The organism is Actinoplanes subtropicus, assembly GCF_000721705.1.
Taxonomy (GTDB): Bacteria; Actinomycetota; Actinomycetes; order Mycobacteriales; family Micromonosporaceae; genus Actinoplanes; species Actinoplanes subtropicus.
Map to the genome: position 1 here is coordinate 15,103 of NZ_JOJL01000005.1, position 16,021 is coordinate 31,123.

The window sequence follows — 16,021 nt, forward strand, 5'->3', positions numbered from 1 at the left end:
CGCGAAGTTTCAACCGCTGGTTCAACGATACGGTTGAGGTCATGGCTTTCGACACCGAGTTGCAGTCGCTCCTGTCCGTACACCGGCCGCATCTGCTCGCGATCGGTGAGCCCTACCACGGCGAGCCGGCCTTCCCCCGCCTGCGCAACCGGATCCTCGAAACACTCGCCGGGCACGGCTTCCGGTCGATCGCGATCGAGTCGGACCGCGCGGCCGCCCTCGCGGTCGACGACTACGTCCAGGGCCGGCGCGACGACGTGGACCTGACCACCGGCATCAGTCACGGCTGGGGCGCGCACCCCGCCACCCGCGAACTGATCGACTGGCTGCGCGACCACAACGCCGAGCTGCCGCCCGGCGAACGCATCACCTTCCACGGCTTCGACGCGCCGACCGAGATCACCGGCGCGCCCAGCCCCGGCCCACTCCTTCGCGAGCTGCGCGACTACCTCGGCGTGCCGGCGCCCGACCTGGACCGCCTGGTCGGCGACGAGGGCAGCTGGACCGCCCAGGAGATCATGTTCGACGCGACCCGTTCCCCCGGCCGGACACCGGAGGCTGCCGCACTGCGCGGCCTCGCCGAAGACCTCCGATCGCAGCTGTACGCCGAAGCACCCCGCCTGATCAGGGACACCTCCACACCGTCCTGGAACCGCGCCCGGGTGCTCGCCAGCACGGCGATCGGCCTGCTCACCTACCACGCGGCGATGGCCGAACCGGGCACCCCGTCGCAGCGGATCGGCCGCCTGCTCGCCGCGCGGGACGCGCTGATGGCGCAGAACCTGCTCGACATCCACGCCCTGGAGCGCGACCGCGGACCGATCCTGGTCTCCGCCAACAACGCACACCTGCAGCGGCACCCGAGCCGGTGGGACACCCACTGGGACGGCCAGGACCTCGCGGCGCAGTGGAACGGCGCCGGCTCCATCGTGGCGCCGCTGCTCGGCGACAAATACCTGTACGTGGCCGGCAGCCTCGGCGCCAGCGGGCCGGTCGGCCTCGGCCGGCCGGAGCCCGGCACCTACGAGTGGCAGCTCGGCCCGCAGACCGGCATCTTCCCCCCGCCCGACGGCACCGACCTGCGCGAACGCGTGACGGACCTGCTCGGCTACTTCCCGCTGGACCCGGGAACGATCGAGACCTGCGACGCGATCCTGCACATCGGCTCCGAGCCCGGCGCCGCCGACGCGGCCCGGATCGCCGGCCTCCCCGGGGTGACCGAGACCCGGATCCCGCCGGACTCGGAGATGCCGCCCTACACCTGGGGCGACCGGTTCTTCTTCGCCGGCGAGGACCGCATGCGGCCGTTCGCCACGATCGTCGGGCACGACGTCCCGGGCTTCGACGAGCGGTCCCGGCTGTCCGAGCCCGGCCGGTACCGGCTCAACATCGAGGTGGGGCGCGCCGAGTTCCGCAACCTGTTCGGCTACGGCCCCGAGGAGTTCGCCGCCCGCAGCGACGGGCTCGACTTCGCGCGGGCCGACCGGCTGATGCCACATCCCGCCTACGCCGTGCAGGGCTGGGCGAGCGTGGTCAACCCGGGCCCGGCCACCGCGGACGAGGTGGAGCGGCTGCTCGCCCGGGCCCGCACCCGCAGCGCCGATCGCCGGCACCGCGATCTTTCGTGATCTTCGGCAGTTCCCTCATCGGGTGCCGGAGGCCCCGCAGGGCCGGAACCGGGCCAGGTACGCCAGGCTCGGCCCGCGGCGCTCGGCGAGGTGCAGCCCCTGCCCGTCGGCCAGCCGGTGCAGCCGCCCGAACGGGATCCAGTGCCGGTCGAAGAACTCGCCGACCACCAGCCGGCCGGCCGGCTTCAGCACCCGCGCCGCCGCGCCGAGCACCCGGGCCGCCTCCGGTATCTCCCCGAGCGCGGTCACCAGGTAGACGGCGTCGAACACGCCGTCGTCGAAGGGCAGCTCCCGCGCGTCCGAGCAGTGCGGCACGATCGCCGCGTTCCGGCCCGCTTGCCCCTCCTCCTTCGCCCGGCGCATCACGTGGTCGAGCATCTCCTGCTGCACGTCCACGATGTCCAGGCGCCCGTCCGGACCGAGCTGCGGCGCGATGTGCAGCGCCTGCAGACCGGTGCCCGGACCCAGTTCCAGCATCCGTTCACCCGCCCGCGGGCGGAGCACCGCGTCCAGATCGGACAGCCCCAGGAAGGGCAGCTCCAGATCCAACAGGCGCCGCTGCGAGTACGGATACGGTGCGCGGTCGCTGAACCACCATGCGCCCGCGGCGACGGCGGCGGCTCCGGTGGTGGCGGCGAGGACGGTCCTGGGCGAGGGACGGCTGATGAGCGGCATCGGTCTTCTCTTCTCGGTGACGCGCGGCGGGCGCGGACGGAACGGGTACGCGACGGCCGGTCAGCCGCGCGGGAACGGGGTGCGCAGGACGCGCGCGGCGAGCACGGTGCAGACCAGCGCGACCGGGATCTCGGCGAAGACCGCCATGACGATCGCCGTGGCCAGGTCCGGGCCGGGCGCCGCCGACGTGACGTCGAACCAGGCGTCCACGAGCAGCAGCACCGCGCCGCCGGCCGCGGTCAGCACGCACCGGTTGTCCCGCCGCAGCAGGAACCGGCCGGTGGCGACCAGCGCCAGCGCCTCGCAGCTGTCCAGGCCGACCCAGGCGAGCGGCCAGTGCGCGACCCGCGCGCTGGCCGGGAGGGTGACCGAGAGGTAGTACACCCACGGGATCATCGCGAGCCCGGCCAGCACGAAGGCGGCGCCGAGCCCGCTCGGCCGGCGTCCGCCGGGGCGGTCGGCGCCGGCGGCCGGACGCCGGCGGCCCGGCCGGGTCCCGGGCTCGGACCCGATCCGGCCGAGGACGGGGTCGCGGTCGAGGCGGTCCGTGACGGCGAGCATGGCGGTCTCCCCTCTCGGCCCGGCGTCGTCGTCTGGTGGTGCGCCGGGCACGATCACCAGCCTGGCCGCCGCGGCCCGGCGAATCAGTAGCGCGGCTTTCCGTTCCGGGGGTGGTGCCAGGTACAGGCCGAAGCGGGCGCCAGCGCCATGGAACGCCGGTCACTTCGGCGAATACCGTGGAGACCATGAACACGGTCCTGGCGCCGATCGGCCGCTTCCTGCTGACGCCCTGGCGCGGGCGGGCGTGGCGCGACCTGTGGTTCGTGCTCCTCTCCTCGGCGCTGAGCCTGCTGCCACTCGGCCTGATCGGGCTGCCGTGGGCGGTCTTCGCCCCCAGCCACCTGCCGTGGGTCCTCGCCTGCGCCTTCCTCCCGCCGCTGGCTGCGGTGCTGCTGGGCCCGCAGCTCACGACGTTGCGCCGGTCCGCGTACTACGAGATCAGGGGCGCCCAGATCCCCCGGGCCCCGCACACGGCGTCCACGGACGCGCCGTTCCTCCCGCGGCTGGTCGCGCGGCTGCGCCATCCCCGCACCTGGCGGCAGGCCTGCTACCACCTGATCGCGGGACCGGCGGCCAACCTGGCCGGCGTGATCGCGGGCACCATGTGGGCCGGCGGGCTCATCGGCTTCGGCTGGCTGAGCGCGGCGATCGTCCTCGGCCCGAACTGGAAGATGCTGCCCCTGGCGACCTCCCTGGCGCTGTGCGGGGCGCTTGGGTGCCTGGTAGTGGTCTACCTCATGCCTTGGCTGGTCATGGCCTCGGTGCGCTGGGATCTGAAGTTCGCCACCGGCCTGCTCGGCCCCAGCCGGGCGGAGCGGCTGACCCGCCGGGTGACCGACCTGACCGAGAGCCGGGCCGCGGTGGTCGACGCCGCCGACGCCGAGCGCCGCCGGATCGAGCGCGACCTGCACGACGGCGCCCAGCAGCGGCTGGTGTCCCTGGCGATGAACCTGGGCCTGGCCCGGGCGACCCTCGACCTGCCCGAGGACGCCCGGGCCGCGCTGGCCGAGGCGCACGAGGAGGCCAAGGCGGCCCTGGGCGAGCTGCGCAACCTCGTCCGCGGCCTGCACCCGGCGGTCCTCGACGACCGGGGCCTGGACGCGGCGCTCTCCGGCATCGCGGCCCGCTCCCCGACGCCGGTGCGGTTGGCGGTGGACGTGCCCCGGCGGGTCTCGCCGACGGTCGAGGCGGTGGCGTACTTCATGGTCTCGGAGGCCCTGGCCAACGTGGCCAAGCACGCCCAGGCGTCCGCGGCCCGGGTGGACGTGCGGCTGGACGGCGCCCTGCTGCGGTTGTCCGTCGCGGACGACGGGATCGGCGGCGCCGACGCCGCCCGCGGCTCCGGGCTGACCGGCCTGGCGCAGCGCGCGGCCTCGGTGGACGGCAGGTTCCGGATAGTCAGCCCGGTCGGCGGGCCGACCACGATAACGGTGGAGCTTCCGTGCGAACTGTGATCGCCGAGGACTCGGTGCTGCTGCGCGCCGGGCTGACCAAGCTGCTGGAGACGACCGGCTTCGAGGTGGCCGCCGCGGTGGACGACGCCGCCGGGCTGCTGGCCGCGGTGGAGCGGCACCGCCCGGACCTGGTGATCGCGGACGTGCGGATGCCGCCGACCTTCACCGACGAGGGGATCCGCGCCGCCCTGGTGGTGCGGCGGCAGTGGCCCGCGGTGGCGATCATGGTGCTGTCCCAGTACGTCGAGGAGCGCTACGCCGCCGACCTGCTCGCCACGAGCACCACCGGCGTCGGCTACCTGCTCAAGGACCGGGTCGCGGACGTGGACGTCTTCCTGGAGTCGCTGCGCCGGGTGGCCGCGGGCGGCACCGCGCTGGACCCCGAGGTGGTGGCGCAGCTGCTGGTGCGGCGGCAGAACACCTCGCTGGGCCGGCTGACCGGGCGGGAGCGGGAGGTGCTCGGGCTGATGGCCGAGGGGCGGTCCAACGCCGGCATCGCGGAGCAGCTCGTGGTCAGCGAGAGCGCCGTGGCCAAGCACATCAACAGCATCTTCACCAAGCTCGACCTGCACGCCTCGGAGGGCGACCACCGGCGGGTCCTGGCCGTGCTGCGGTTCCTGGAGAGCGCGTCGCCGACCGTCTGAAGCGGTTCCGCGGCACCGTCCCGGGACAGCCTCGGGACGGCCATGCCTTGTCCGGATCGAAGGCCCCCGCCGACTCTGAAGCGGCCGAACTCGACGGCCACCGCGTCTACACGCTGAAGAACCAGAACTCCCAAAGGTGCCCGGACAAGTCGTCGGACCCCGCCGACGGGAACGGTAACAAGGTGTACCAGTACGGCTGTATTCCCGGTGCGCTGTCCCAGCTGCTTCAGGCTGAGCCCGCTCTGCGCTCGTAGCGCGGCCAACCGTTCGGGCCGACGCACACCATAACAGTCATTATGGTGTCCTGGTGTTTTGTCCGTTTCCGGCATTATCGGATTGCCGGTAACAGTAATCCGATAATTACCCGTGACGGTCGGGGAACAGCCGGCGGATGGCGGGTGAGCCGTCGAGCACCGGCTGTGGGACGTTCGCGGTGAACAGCGTGTCGATCTCGCCGGTCTCCAGCATGCCGCTGAGGGTCTTGCCGGCCGGTGCGGCGGTGACTTCCACGCCGGCCGGATGGGGGTGCGTGGTGAAGCCGAACGGGGGCATGGGGTGGTCGAGACCGCCGATCACCCAGCGGTTGCGCTCGGGCCGGAACCCGTACTCGTCCATCAGCGGCGACGCGCAGATCGAGCGTATGCATTCGAGCGGTCTTTCCCCGGCCCGGGTCGGTCTACTCGGTGCGCAGCGCGGTCGCGGTCCGGGTCCGGGCTGCCCAACCGGCCGGTAATGCGGCGCCCAGCAGGGCTATCAGCGGACCGGCGACGACCAGGGCGGCGAGTTCCGGCCGGTGCAGCACGTTCACGGCCTGACCTGGGAGGTCGAGGCCGGCGGCGTGGCCCATCGCGGGCGCGGTGCGGGCGTACAGGGCGACGCCCGTGGGCACCCCGAGCAGGCCACCGGCCAGGCCGGCCGGCAGCACCGAGGTGAGGACCATCGCCGTGGTCCGGCGCGGGGTCATGCCGAGCGCCTTGCACACGCCGATGTCGCGGGTGCGGTCGCGGGTGTCGAGGACGACGTTGTTGAGCACCCCGAGCCCGGCGATGACGACCAGCATCACGGTGAGCAGGCCGGTGAGGAAATTCAACGCCAGCAGGGTGCCGCTGCGCGTGCCTTCGGGCGTCAGGACCTGCATGCCGTACGGGGTGACCGCCGCACGCAGGCCGGCGAGGTACGCCGCGGTGTTCGTCCCCGGCCGCGGCGTCACGTAGTAGGAATCGGGCGTGAGCTCCGGGAAGGTGGCGGCGTCGACGAGCACCTCGGGGTCGGTGTGCGGGTCGAAGACCTCGCCGACGATGCGGACCGCAACCGTCCGGCCCTGGGCTTGCAGCGTGACCGTGCCGCCGACGCGGGTGCCGGTCTCGCGCAGGAACGTGCTCACCGCGACCGCCTCGCCGGCGCCGTGGAACCACCGGCCGGTGACCATCTGGTAGCCGGCGTCGCTCGCGTCCCCGCCGAAGGTGTAGAGGTCGGAGGTGCCGCTCATGCCGGCGACGGCGACGCTCGTCTCGCCGCGCGCGTAGTAGGAGCGGGTGCCGGGCTGCGCGGCGATCGCGGCGCCGATCTGTGCCGGCGTGCCGGTGATCGGCTTGGGGCTCGGCGGGGTGCCGGGCTGCTGGCCGCGGGGAAGGAACTGCAGGCCGCCCCGCACCAGGACGGCGCCCAGGTCGTGGTTCTTCGCGGCGGCGACGTCGGCGGTGGTCGCGGCCAGCCCGAGGGCGAACGTCACCGTGGCGGCGCCGAACGCGACCGCGGCGATCAGCCCCACCGCGCGCGCCGGCCGGGCGAACGGCCGGGACAGGCCGAGGCCGACCTGCGGCGGCCCGGGCACCCGCGCGGCGATCCAGGCGGCGGCCCGCCCGTGCCGGGAGACCGGGCGCTGCCCGACGGCCAGGGCTTGCACCGTACGCAGGTGGCCGGCCCGCCACGCGCTCGCGATCGCCGCGACCGCGACGACGGCCAGCACGCCCGCCACCACGAGCAGGTCGGTCCCGGGCGCCACACCCGAGGAGGCCGTGCCGTAGACCGAGTTCGTCTCGGCGAGGACCGGCACGGCGAGGGCGTTGCCGGCGACGACGCCGAGCCCGGCACCGGCCGTGGCGGGGATCAGGGCCTGACCGGCGTACGCCCGGGTGACCTGGACAGGCGTACACCCGAGGGCTTTGAGCACGCCGATGCGCCGGATGTTCGCGCCGATCGCCCCGGTCACCACGGTGCCGATGATGAGCACCGCCATCACCAGCGCGAGGAGGCCGAAGGCGGTCAGGAACGGCACGAAGATTCCGGTGTTGCGGTCGGCGTCCTGCCGGACCACGAGCCAGGACCGGGCGCCGGTGAGCGCGCCCGCCGGGACCGCGGCGGCGATACGGCCGCGGGCGGCGTCGACCCGGGTGTCGGTGCCGGCGTCCACGAACCGGTACAGCATCTGGTAGCCCGTGGGCGCGGTGAGCGCGGCCGGCGTGACCCAGGAGTCGGCGGTACGGCTGACCGACCGGGCATGGCCCACCACGGTGAACGCGGGCGAGCCGGGCAACCCGGGAAACCGCAGGACGCCGCCCGTCCGGGTGTAGGGCGCGTCGGCGCCGAGGACGATTTCGCCGGGTCCGGCCGGCCACCGGCCGTCGGTGAGCGCCACGTCGTCGACGGCGCCGCCCGGGCCGGCCCGCCCGACCAGGGTGAGCGGCGCCGCATCCGGGGGCGTCGCCAGGACCACCGGGAACGGGCCGGCCGCCGCGGTGACCCCGGCCACCCGTGCCGTCCCGGCCGCCTGGGCCGGGCTGAGCTTCGCCGCGTCGAACTGCGCCGTCAGATGGGCGCCGTGCTGGCCCGCGAACGCCCGGTCGAACGGGGCCGCCGAGGCCACCAGCAGCGATGCGCCCAGGACGGCCGCGGTCACCGCCATCAGCACCGCCAGGCCGACGGCGACCGTCGTCAGGCGGCGCCGGCGCACGCCCGCGCGCACCACCCGCCCGAGCCCGCTCACCGCGCCACCTCCGGCGTGACCGTCCGGCCGTCGAGCAGCCCGACCGTACGGGTGGCGAGCGTACCGGCCAGCGCCCGATCGTGGGTGACCAGCACGATGGTCTGGCCCTCCGCGTGCAGTTCGGCGAACAGCTCGCACACGTCGGCGGCCGCGGCGCTGTCCAGCGCGCCGGTCGGCTCGTCGGCCAGCAGCAGCGGGGGCCGGTTCACCAGCGCCCGCGCCACGCCCACCCGCTGCCGCTCGCCGCCGGACAGCCGTCCCGGGTACGAGCGGGCGAGCCGCCCGATGCCCAGCCGCTCGAGCAGGTCCTCCGCCCGGTGCCGCGCCGCCGCCCGGGCCGTGCCGGCGAGGGTCGCGGGCAGCGCCACGTTGTCCGCGACGGTCAGGTCGTCGAGCAGGTTGAAGAACTGGAACACCAGGCCGACCCGCGACCGCCGGTAGCGCGCGGACGCCGCCTCGGACAGGCGGTCCACCCGGAGACCGTCGACCGTGACCGTCCCCTCGTCCGGCCGGTCCAGCCCGGCAAGCAGGTTGAGCAGGGTCGACTTACCGCTGCCCGACGGGCCGATCACGGCCAGGGTCTCGCCGCGCGCCAGGCGCAGCGTCACGTCGTCCAGGGCCGGGGGCCCGGCGCCGTATCGGCGGCACACACCATCCAACTCGATCACTTCGCGCTCCTTCCGCTCGTCGGCCCGACGGTAGGCAGGCGGCCGGTCCGGGCACGTCGGCGGCGCGAGGTGAGCTCGTCATCCTCGCGGCGTAGTCCGCCGGCGGACGCGCCGGGCCGGGCGGCCGGGCCACAATGACCGGATGAGTGACGGGCGTGACCGGCTCAGCCGGCGCGATGCGCTGCTGGACGCGGCATGGGCGGCCGGGCTGGCCCTGACCGGCCTGCACTATGCGCGTCAGGGCGTCTCCCGGCCGCCGGCCGGGGGCCACATGATCGGGGGCGGGCCGGTCGCGATCATGCGGCCGGCCCACATGATCGCGGCCGGGCCGGTCGTCGTGCTGCTGGCGGCAGCGGCCATGCTGCCGCTGGCGCTGCGCCGCCGCTACCCGCTGACCGTGCTCTGGTCGGTCACCGTGACGACGGCGCTGCTGCTGGGCACGAACCCGGACCTGGTCTTCGCCGGCTGCCTCGCGCTCGGCACCGCGATCTACAGCGCCGCCGCGTACAGCCCCCGCCGGCGGGCGACGCTGGCCTCCCTGCCGGTGGCCGCGGGCCTGCTCGTCGTGCTCTTCCAGCATGCCGCGCTGCCCGACCTGCCCGGCGCGTACGTCGGCTTGCTCGCGCTCGTGCCGATCGCGGTGGCCGCCACCGGCATCCGGGTCCGGCGGCGCCGCGCCACGCGGGCGAACGAGCGTCGTGCACGGGAGGAGGCCGAGGCGACCCGGGCCGCGGTCGGCGAGGAACGCGCCCGCATCGCCCGCGAGCTGCACGACGTGGTGACCCACCACGTGGGGATGATGGTCATCCAGGCCGGGGCGGCCCGGATGGTCCTCGGCACGTCGCCCGGCGAGGCCGAGGAGGCGATGCTGGCCGTGGAGGCCACCGGCCGCACCGCGCTCGCCGACCTGCGCGACGCCCTCGGCGTGCTCGGCGACGACGACATGGCGGCGCGGCTGCGCCCGCAGCCGGGACTCGGCTCCGTGCCCGAGCTGGTCGAGCGGGTCCGCGACGCCGGCGTCCGCGTCGACTACCGGGTGATCGGCGAGCCGCGCACCGTGTCGGCCGGCATCGGCCTGACCGCCTACCGGGTGGCGCAGGAGGCCCTCACCAACGCGGTGAAACACGCGGCCGGTGCCGAGGCCGCGGTGACGGTGGAGTACCAGCCGCACCAGGTACGCATCGAGGTGACCGACACCGGGCCGGGGCCGGGCGGCGCGGCCGGCGCGGGATACGGGCTCGCCGGTCTCCGCGAGCGGGTCGTGTTGCACGGCGGCACGTTCGCCGCCGAACGGCGGCTCACCGGGGGCTTCCAGGTGCGGGCGACTCTTCCGCTGGCGGCGTCATGACCGGCGAGGGGGTACGGGTCGTGATCGCCGACGACCACCGGCTGGTGCGGACCGGGTTCCGGATGATCCTCGGCGCCGCCGGGATCGAGGTGGTCGCCGAGGCGGCCACCGGCGTCGAGGCGGTGGCCGCCGTCCGGCGTACCGTGCCGGACGTCGTGCTCATGGACATCCGGATGCCCGAGCTGGACGGCCTGGCCGCCACCCGCGAGCTGCTCGGCGACGGGACCGCGCCGTACTGCGTGCTCGTGCTGACCATGTTCGACCTCGACGAGTACGTCTACGCCGCGCTGCGGGCCGGCGCCAGCGGCTTCCTGCTCAAGGACGTGGCCCCGGAGCAGCTCGTCGCCGCCGTACGCACGATCCGGGCCGGCGACGCCCTGCTCGCCCCGAAGATCACTCGCCGCCTGGTGGAGCGGTACGCGCTGCGCGACGAGGCCGAGGTGCCGTCGCCCGGCCTGCTGGAGCGGCTCACCGCCCGGGAACGCGAGGTGCTGCGGCTGGTGGCGAACGGCTGCAACAACGCGGAGATCGCCGACCGGCTCTTCCTCTCGGCGGCCACCGTCAAGACCCACGTCGCCCGGGTCCTGGCCAAGCTGGGCCTGCGCGACCGGGTCCAGGCCGTGGTCTTCGCCTACGAGGCCGGTCTCGTCAGCGCCGGCCGCGACCACTAGACATGGACTTCGACCCCGGGCTGCTCCTCAGCAAGATCATGGCGGCGACCGAGCAGTTGCTGGAAACGGCGGCGGACTTCGACGACGCCGGCGTACGGCAACCTTCGCTGCTGCCCGGCTGGTCCCGCGGGCATGTGCTGACCCATGTCGCCCGCAACGCGGACGGCGGCACGCGGATGCTGACCTGGGCGAGGACCGGCCTCGAAACGCCGGAGTACCCGAGCGTGCGGGCCCGTGCGGAGGAGATCGAGGCGGGCAGCGGCCGCCCGGCGACCGCGCTGACGGCCGACGTCCGCGCCAGCGCGTCCCGCTTCGCCGACGCGTACGCGGCGATGCCGGGCGAGGCGTGGTCGCGGCTTCTGCGGTGGACCTCAGGCAAGCAGCGGCCGGCGTACCGGGCCGCGGACGCCCGGCTGACCGAGGTCCTCGTCCACCATGTCGACCTTCGGGCCGGCTATCAGCCGCGCGATTGGCCCGCTGACTTCGTCGCGGGGTTCCTCGCCGACGTGATCGCGGCCTTCGCCGGCCGTACGGGAGTTCCGTCCCTGTACCTGATCGCCTCGGACACCGGGGCCGGATATCGTCTGGGCGGGCACGAGGGCGCACTCGTCGTCCGCGCCGAGCAGGCGTCGTTGCTGGCCTGGCTGCTCGGCAGGTCGAAGGGCGGGAACGATCTCCCGGCACTACCCTTCCTCTATTGAAAAGCGGTGCAGGCGTACGTGATGGTCTCCGTCCACACCTCGGGGTGGGTGAACCAGAAGTCGTGCGGAACGCCGGGCACCGTCGAGAACCGGCCGTGCGGGACCAGGGCGGCGACCTGCTCGACCGGCCACGACGGGCGGATGTCGTCGCCGGCCGCGAGGAAGTGCATCGGCACCTCGCAGGTGGCCAGGCCGCGCCACAGGTCCGGCCGTTGGGTCCACTCGGTGAACGAGGCGCCGAGGGCCGCGTGCACCGCCGGCACCCAGTCGATCTCGACTTTCGGCTCGGTGGGCCGGCCGGCCTCGTAGGCCTCGGACCACGTGCGGTCGCGCTGGGGGCCGCGGCCGGCGACGCCGACCAGGGCGGTCACCGCTTCCGGGTGTTCGACCGCGTAGCGCAGGCCCAGGTCGCAGCCCCAGGAGTGGCCGACCACGAGCCAGGAGCCGACGCCGGCCGCCGCCCGGACGGTTTCGAGGTCGGCGATCGCCTGCTCCATGGTGTGCGGGCCGCCGCCCGAGCGGCCGACGCCCCGCGGTTCGGGATACCAGGCGCGGTGTCCGCGCGGGGCGAGGTCGTCGCGTTCCAGGTACTGCACGCATCCGGGGCCGCCGGTGAGGACGACGACGTCCGGGCCGTGACCGGTCATGCCGACGTGCAGGGCCGCGGTTGCGGCCCGGATGGTCCGTGACTCCATGACCGGGCACGCTATCAACGCGGGCCCGCCCGGCGGCCGGGGTCGGAGCCGGTGTCGCAGCCAGGCCGCCGCCGCACCGGGGACCTGTCCCCACCGTACGATATGGGAATTTCGGGCAGGTCGCGCCGGCTCTTCAGGGGGCCGATCAGCAGGAGCAGGCCGGTCAGCGCCAGCCCGCCGGTCATGCACCACATCGCCGCCCGGATGCCGATCGCGGTGGCGAGGCCGCCCGCGATCAGCGCGCCCAGCGGGATCGCGCCGAGGTTGAGGAACTGCATGCTGACCAGGACCCGGCCGAGCAGCCGCGGGGGCGTGTACTGCTGGCGGAAGGCGGCCTTCACGACGTTGCCGGCCACCACGCCCGCGCCGATGACCAAGCCGCCGGCGACCAGGAAAAGCAGCCCGGCGCCGGGCCGGGTCAGCGGGATGAGCAGCCCGAACGGGGTCGCGCCGAGCTCGCACAGCAGCATCGCCCGGGCGGTGCCGGCGCGGCGGGCCAGCGGGGTGGCCAGCGCGGCGCCGAGCACGCCGCCGCAGCTGATCGCGGCGATCAGCAGGCCGACCGTGCCGCCGCCGATCCCCACCTCGCGCACCAGGAAGACCACCAGCAGCGACTGGTAGCCGATCAGGCCGACGTTGCTGGCCGCGCCGTAGACGGTCAGCACCCGAAGGTAGGGGTCGCCAGCCACGAACCGGACGCCCTCCACGACGTCGCGGCGCAGCCGGGCCGGGGTGCGGGCCGGGCGGGGTTCCCGATCGGGGATCGACCAGATGCACAGCGCGGAGACGGCGAAGCTGACCGCGTCGGCCAGCACCGCGCTGGTCGCGCCGGCCAGCTGGATGATCAGGCCGGCCGCGCCGGGGCCGGCGACCTGCATGGTGGACTCGGTGCCGTGCAGCATCGCGTTGCCGCGCGGCAGGTCGCCCGCGGCCAGCAGGGACGGCAGGTACGCCTGGCTGGCGGTCTGGAAGAACACCGCCACCGTGCCGGCCGCGACGGCGACCGCGAGCAGCTGCCCGATGCTCAGCACCCCCAGCCAGGCGGCCGCCGGAACGCTGAGGAACAACAGCACCGACACCAGGTCGCAGGCGATCATGACGGGCCGGCGGCGGGCCCGGTCCACCCAGGCGCCGGCCGGCAGGCCGATCAGCAGCCAGGGCAGCCAGGTCGCCGCGTACAGCAGGGTGGCCTGGAACGCGGTGGCGTCCAGGGTGGTCACCGCGATCAGCGGCAAGGCCACGTTGGTGACGCTGCTGCCCAGTTTGCTGCTCGCCTCGGCCGCCCACAGCAACCGGAAGCCCCGGTTCACGGCTGGGCGGGCACGGCGTGGGCGAAGAAGAACACCGGGTCGCGGCGCCGGCCGTCGTCCGGTGTGGCCCGGTCCTTCCAGCGCCCGACCAGCTCGAGCAGGTGCTCCTCGAACTCGCTCAGCTCCTGCGGGGTCAGCCGCAGCCAGTGGTCGGTGGCGAACGGCGTGTCGCCCCAGGTCTGCTTCTCGGACTCGCGGACGGCGTGCCAGGCCCGCACCAGGCCGACCTGCCGGTCGAGGTTGAGGGCCGCCGCGGCGCTCGCCACCGCCTGGGCCGCCGGGTCGTCGTCGAAGTCGGCGGTCGTCCACCGCACCCCCGGCGCGACCAGCCGCCACCAGCGTTCCCGCCGGTCGCGGGCCAGTTCCGGGGCCTCGGTGACCAGATCGCAGCCGGCCAGCACCTTCATGTGGTGGCTGACGTTGGCGACGGCCTGCCCGGTGCGCTCGGCCAGCATGCTCGGTGTGGACGGGCCGTCCACCTTCAGCACGTCCATGAGCCGGCGCCGCAGCGGGTGGGCGAGCGCGGCGAGGACCTTCGACTCGGTGACCTGACGGACTTCTTCCTGGCTCATGCCCCCATCATGGTTACGCAAGAGCTGTTGCGCAACATCTCTTGCAGACTAAACGGCGGTAGTGTTCAGGGCGCCCTGCACGAACGACGCCAACCGCCCGGCGAGGGCGTCGTCGGTGACCAGGAACTGCAGGCCGACCTCCGGTTCCTCGCCCGCTTCGCCCGCGGCGCTGTTGACCACCGTGGCGTGCACCGACACGCTCTCGCGGCCGTGCGCGATCTCGGCCGTGACCGTGTCGCCCTCGCGCAGCGTCATGCCGGGCGGGACGGTGCAGCGCAGGCCGCCCGCGCTGATATTGATCATGGTGACCGGGACGGCCGGCCGGCCCGCCACGGACAGCTTCGCGGTGCCGCCGGCGGAGACGCGCTCGTGTTCGCGGCGCTCCAGCGCGGCGGCCAGGCCGGACATCTGCTCGACCCGGCTCAGCGTGTCGGCCATCTGCCCGGACAGCTCGTCGACCAGGCTGTCCTGGTCGGCGGTGACCGCGCGCAGCGAGTTGGCCGCCTCGCCGACGCTGGCGATGCCCTCGATCATGGTGGTGATCGTGCGGGCCATCTCGGCGGTCTCGCGTTCCAGGTCGGCGATCGTCTCGGTGATCTGCTCGGTGGAGCGGGCGGTGTTGGTGGCCAGCTCCTTCACCTCGTCGGCGACCACCGTGAAGCCCTCGCCCAGGTCCCCGGCCCGGGCCGCCTCGATCGTGGCGTTCAGCGCGAGCAGCTTGGTCTGCCCGGCGATCCCGGTGACCATCGCGGCGGTGTCGGCCACCCGGCGCAGGCTCAGCTCGAGCGAGGTGATCACCCGTTCGGCCTGGCGGGCCTGCTCGACGACCGCCGCGGTGGCCGCGTCCGTGGTGGTGATGCTCGCGTCGATGATGTCGGCGGCGTCGCGTACGTGCCCGACCTGGTCGGTGACCCGCCGCAGCTCCTCGGCGATCAACCCGGTCGACTCGTCGATCACGGTCTGGGTGCGCTTGCGGAACTGCGCCTCGACCTGCCGCTGGTGCAGGAAGCTGGAGCGCAGCTGCTGCTCCTTGGCGGCCTGCGCGTCGCGGATCGCCCGGTCCTGCTCCTGCAGGCGGTCGCGGGCGACGGCGAGGGCCCGCCCGATGTCGCCCATCTCGTCGCGGCCGCCGGGCAGCGGCTTGTCGGCGAGGTCGCCCTCGGCGATCGCGGTCACCGCCCGTACGGTGCTGCGCACGTCGGCGGTGGTGCGCCGGACGGTGGCCACCGCGAACCAGCCGGCCAGCAGGAACCCGCCGACCGCGATGACCAGCACCACGGTCCGTTCCCGCCGGTAGCCGTCGAGCCGCGTGTCGAGCAGGTCGCCGAGCACCCCGATCAGCGGCGCGACGGCGGCCCGCGCGGCCTGCCCGGTCGCGGCCGGGTCGGCGGCGGTCGCCCTGGCCAGGTCGTCGGTGACGACCTTGGCGGCGGCCTTCGCCGCGTCCTGCACCGCGGCGACGCTGGTGAGCCGGCCGGCCAGGCCGTCCATCGCGGTGTTCTGCGCCGCGGTCCGCACGTCGGCGCCGAGCGCGTCGGCCGCCGCGCTCAGGTTGCCGGCGGTCACCGCCCGCTCGGCCACCTGCGGGCCGGGGACGGCCGACTGCATCGCCGCGACCAGCGCCTTGGGCAGCTGCACGATCGCCGCGTCCATGATGTAGAACGAGTCCAGGTCCGGGTCGAGGATCAGTTTGGACGCGTTGCCCGCCTCCCCGATCAGCCCCGCCAGGGCCTGCGCCAGCGCGAGCCGGGCGGCCGCGCCCCCGTCGCCCGGCGCCGGCAGCCGGCCGGCCAGGTCGCCGAGCCCGAGCGTCGCCGCGCCGGCCCGCACCGCGCCCAGGTCGGGCGTCTGCCCGGCGACCGTGCCGGCGAGCGCGGTGAGCATCGGCACGACCGCGTCGGCGCCGCGCCGCTCGGCGCTCGAGAAGCCGATCTGCCCGCCGCGTGCGACCGTATACATGGTCGTGGCGACCCCGCCCGGCACGAGCAGCACGACGACCAGGAAAGCGAGCCGCATGCCGGTGCGCAGCCGATCACCCACGGCCAGCATCGGCCGCAGCAGCAGCGGCCCGCTCTCACCGGCGACCATCGACGCTCCCGGACGGTTAG

The 16,021-nt window shown here is 74.5% G+C and carries 15 protein-coding genes; 6 read left to right on the forward strand and 9 right to left on the reverse strand.

Annotated elements, in window-relative coordinates; all coding sequences use genetic code 11:
- Window positions 1-41: 41 nt before the first annotated feature.
- Window positions 42-1,628 (forward strand): DUF6194 family protein, encoded by a 1,587-nt coding sequence (locus IH26_RS0108685; protein ID WP_030435611.1) that lies wholly within the window; start codon window positions 42-44, stop codon window positions 1,626-1,628.
- A 15-nt stretch (window positions 1,629-1,643) separates the two neighbouring features.
- Here the strand turns inward: IH26_RS0108685 and IH26_RS0108690 are convergent, their stop codons facing one another.
- Together IH26_RS0108690 and IH26_RS0108695 are read right to left on the reverse strand one after the other, a co-directional pair.
- Window positions 1,644-2,303, reverse strand: coding sequence for a class I SAM-dependent methyltransferase (locus IH26_RS0108690; RefSeq protein WP_051807791.1), 660 nt, complete (start codon window positions 2,301-2,303; stop codon window positions 1,644-1,646).
- A 60-nt stretch (window positions 2,304-2,363) separates the two neighbouring features.
- A complete protein-coding gene (locus IH26_RS0108695) occupies window positions 2,364-2,864 on the reverse strand; it encodes a hypothetical protein (RefSeq protein ID WP_211268613.1) in 501 nt (166 codons plus the stop codon).
- Window positions 2,865-3,049: 185 nt separating this feature from the next.
- Here IH26_RS0108695 and IH26_RS61225 point away from each other — a divergent pair, with 185 nt between their 5' ends.
- Window positions 3,050-4,318 (forward strand): sensor histidine kinase, encoded by a 1,269-nt coding sequence (locus tag IH26_RS61225; RefSeq protein ID WP_084598743.1) that lies wholly within the window; start codon window positions 3,050-3,052, stop codon window positions 4,316-4,318.
- Window positions 4,306-4,962, forward strand: coding sequence for a response regulator transcription factor (locus IH26_RS61230; protein WP_034214310.1), 657 nt, complete (start codon window positions 4,306-4,308; stop codon window positions 4,960-4,962). Before IH26_RS61225 ends, IH26_RS61230 begins: the two co-directional genes overlap by 13 nt.
- A gap of 360 nt (window positions 4,963-5,322) precedes the next feature.
- Here the strand turns inward: IH26_RS61230 and IH26_RS0108710 are convergent, their stop codons facing one another.
- The 3 genes from IH26_RS0108710 to IH26_RS0108720 all read right to left on the reverse strand — a co-directional run bounded on the left by IH26_RS0108710 (window position 5,323) and on the right by IH26_RS0108720 (window position 8,616).
- Window positions 5,323-5,577, reverse strand: coding sequence for a hypothetical protein (locus IH26_RS0108710; RefSeq protein WP_030435616.1), 255 nt, complete (start codon window positions 5,575-5,577; stop codon window positions 5,323-5,325).
- A 61-nt stretch (window positions 5,578-5,638) separates the two neighbouring features.
- Entirely contained in the window at window positions 5,639-7,948 is a 2,310-nt protein-coding gene (locus IH26_RS0108715; RefSeq protein WP_030435617.1) for an ABC transporter permease, read from the reverse strand.
- The gene (locus IH26_RS0108720; protein WP_030435618.1) at window positions 7,945-8,616 is read right to left on the reverse strand and encodes an ABC transporter ATP-binding protein; all 672 of its coding nucleotides are present in this window, start codon (window positions 8,614-8,616) and stop codon (window positions 7,945-7,947) included. The genes IH26_RS0108715 and IH26_RS0108720 overlap by 4 nt, the downstream gene beginning before the upstream one ends.
- Window positions 8,617-8,758: 142 nt before the next feature.
- Between IH26_RS0108720 and IH26_RS0108725 the strand changes: the two genes are divergently transcribed.
- From IH26_RS0108725 to IH26_RS0108735, 3 genes are read left to right on the forward strand one after another with little or no spacing between them, the layout of a single operon-like run.
- The gene (locus tag IH26_RS0108725) at window positions 8,759-9,964 is read left to right on the forward strand and encodes a sensor histidine kinase (RefSeq protein WP_051807793.1); all 1,206 of its coding nucleotides are present in this window, start codon (window positions 8,759-8,761) and stop codon (window positions 9,962-9,964) included.
- Entirely contained in the window at window positions 9,961-10,635 is a 675-nt protein-coding gene (locus IH26_RS0108730; protein WP_030435620.1) for a response regulator, read from the forward strand. Before IH26_RS0108725 ends, IH26_RS0108730 begins: the two co-directional genes overlap by 4 nt.
- 2 nt (window positions 10,636-10,637) lie before the next feature.
- Entirely contained in the window at window positions 10,638-11,336 is a 699-nt protein-coding gene (locus IH26_RS0108735; RefSeq protein ID WP_051807795.1) for a maleylpyruvate isomerase family mycothiol-dependent enzyme, read from the forward strand.
- Here the strand turns inward: IH26_RS0108735 and IH26_RS0108740 are convergent.
- Genes IH26_RS0108740 through IH26_RS0108755 form a run of 4 tightly spaced genes read right to left on the reverse strand, consistent with a single transcriptional unit; the run spans window position 11,330 to window position 16,001 of the window.
- A complete protein-coding gene (locus IH26_RS0108740) occupies window positions 11,330-12,031 on the reverse strand; it encodes an alpha/beta fold hydrolase (protein ID WP_034214312.1) in 702 nt (233 codons plus the stop codon). The two genes, IH26_RS0108735 and IH26_RS0108740, sit on opposite strands and share 7 nt — an antisense overlap.
- A 14-nt stretch (window positions 12,032-12,045) precedes the next feature.
- The gene (locus IH26_RS0108745) at window positions 12,046-13,341 is read right to left on the reverse strand and encodes an MFS transporter (protein ID WP_051807797.1); all 1,296 of its coding nucleotides are present in this window, start codon (window positions 13,339-13,341) and stop codon (window positions 12,046-12,048) included.
- Window positions 13,338-13,913 (reverse strand): ArsR/SmtB family transcription factor, encoded by a 576-nt coding sequence (locus tag IH26_RS0108750; protein ID WP_030435624.1) that lies wholly within the window; start codon window positions 13,911-13,913, stop codon window positions 13,338-13,340. The genes IH26_RS0108745 and IH26_RS0108750 overlap by 4 nt, the downstream gene beginning before the upstream one ends.
- A 48-nt stretch (window positions 13,914-13,961) precedes the next feature.
- Complete coding sequence (locus IH26_RS0108755; protein WP_030435625.1) at window positions 13,962-16,001, reverse strand: methyl-accepting chemotaxis protein; 2,040 nt, start codon at window positions 15,999-16,001, stop codon at window positions 13,962-13,964.
- Window positions 16,002-16,021 lie beyond the last annotated feature (20 nt).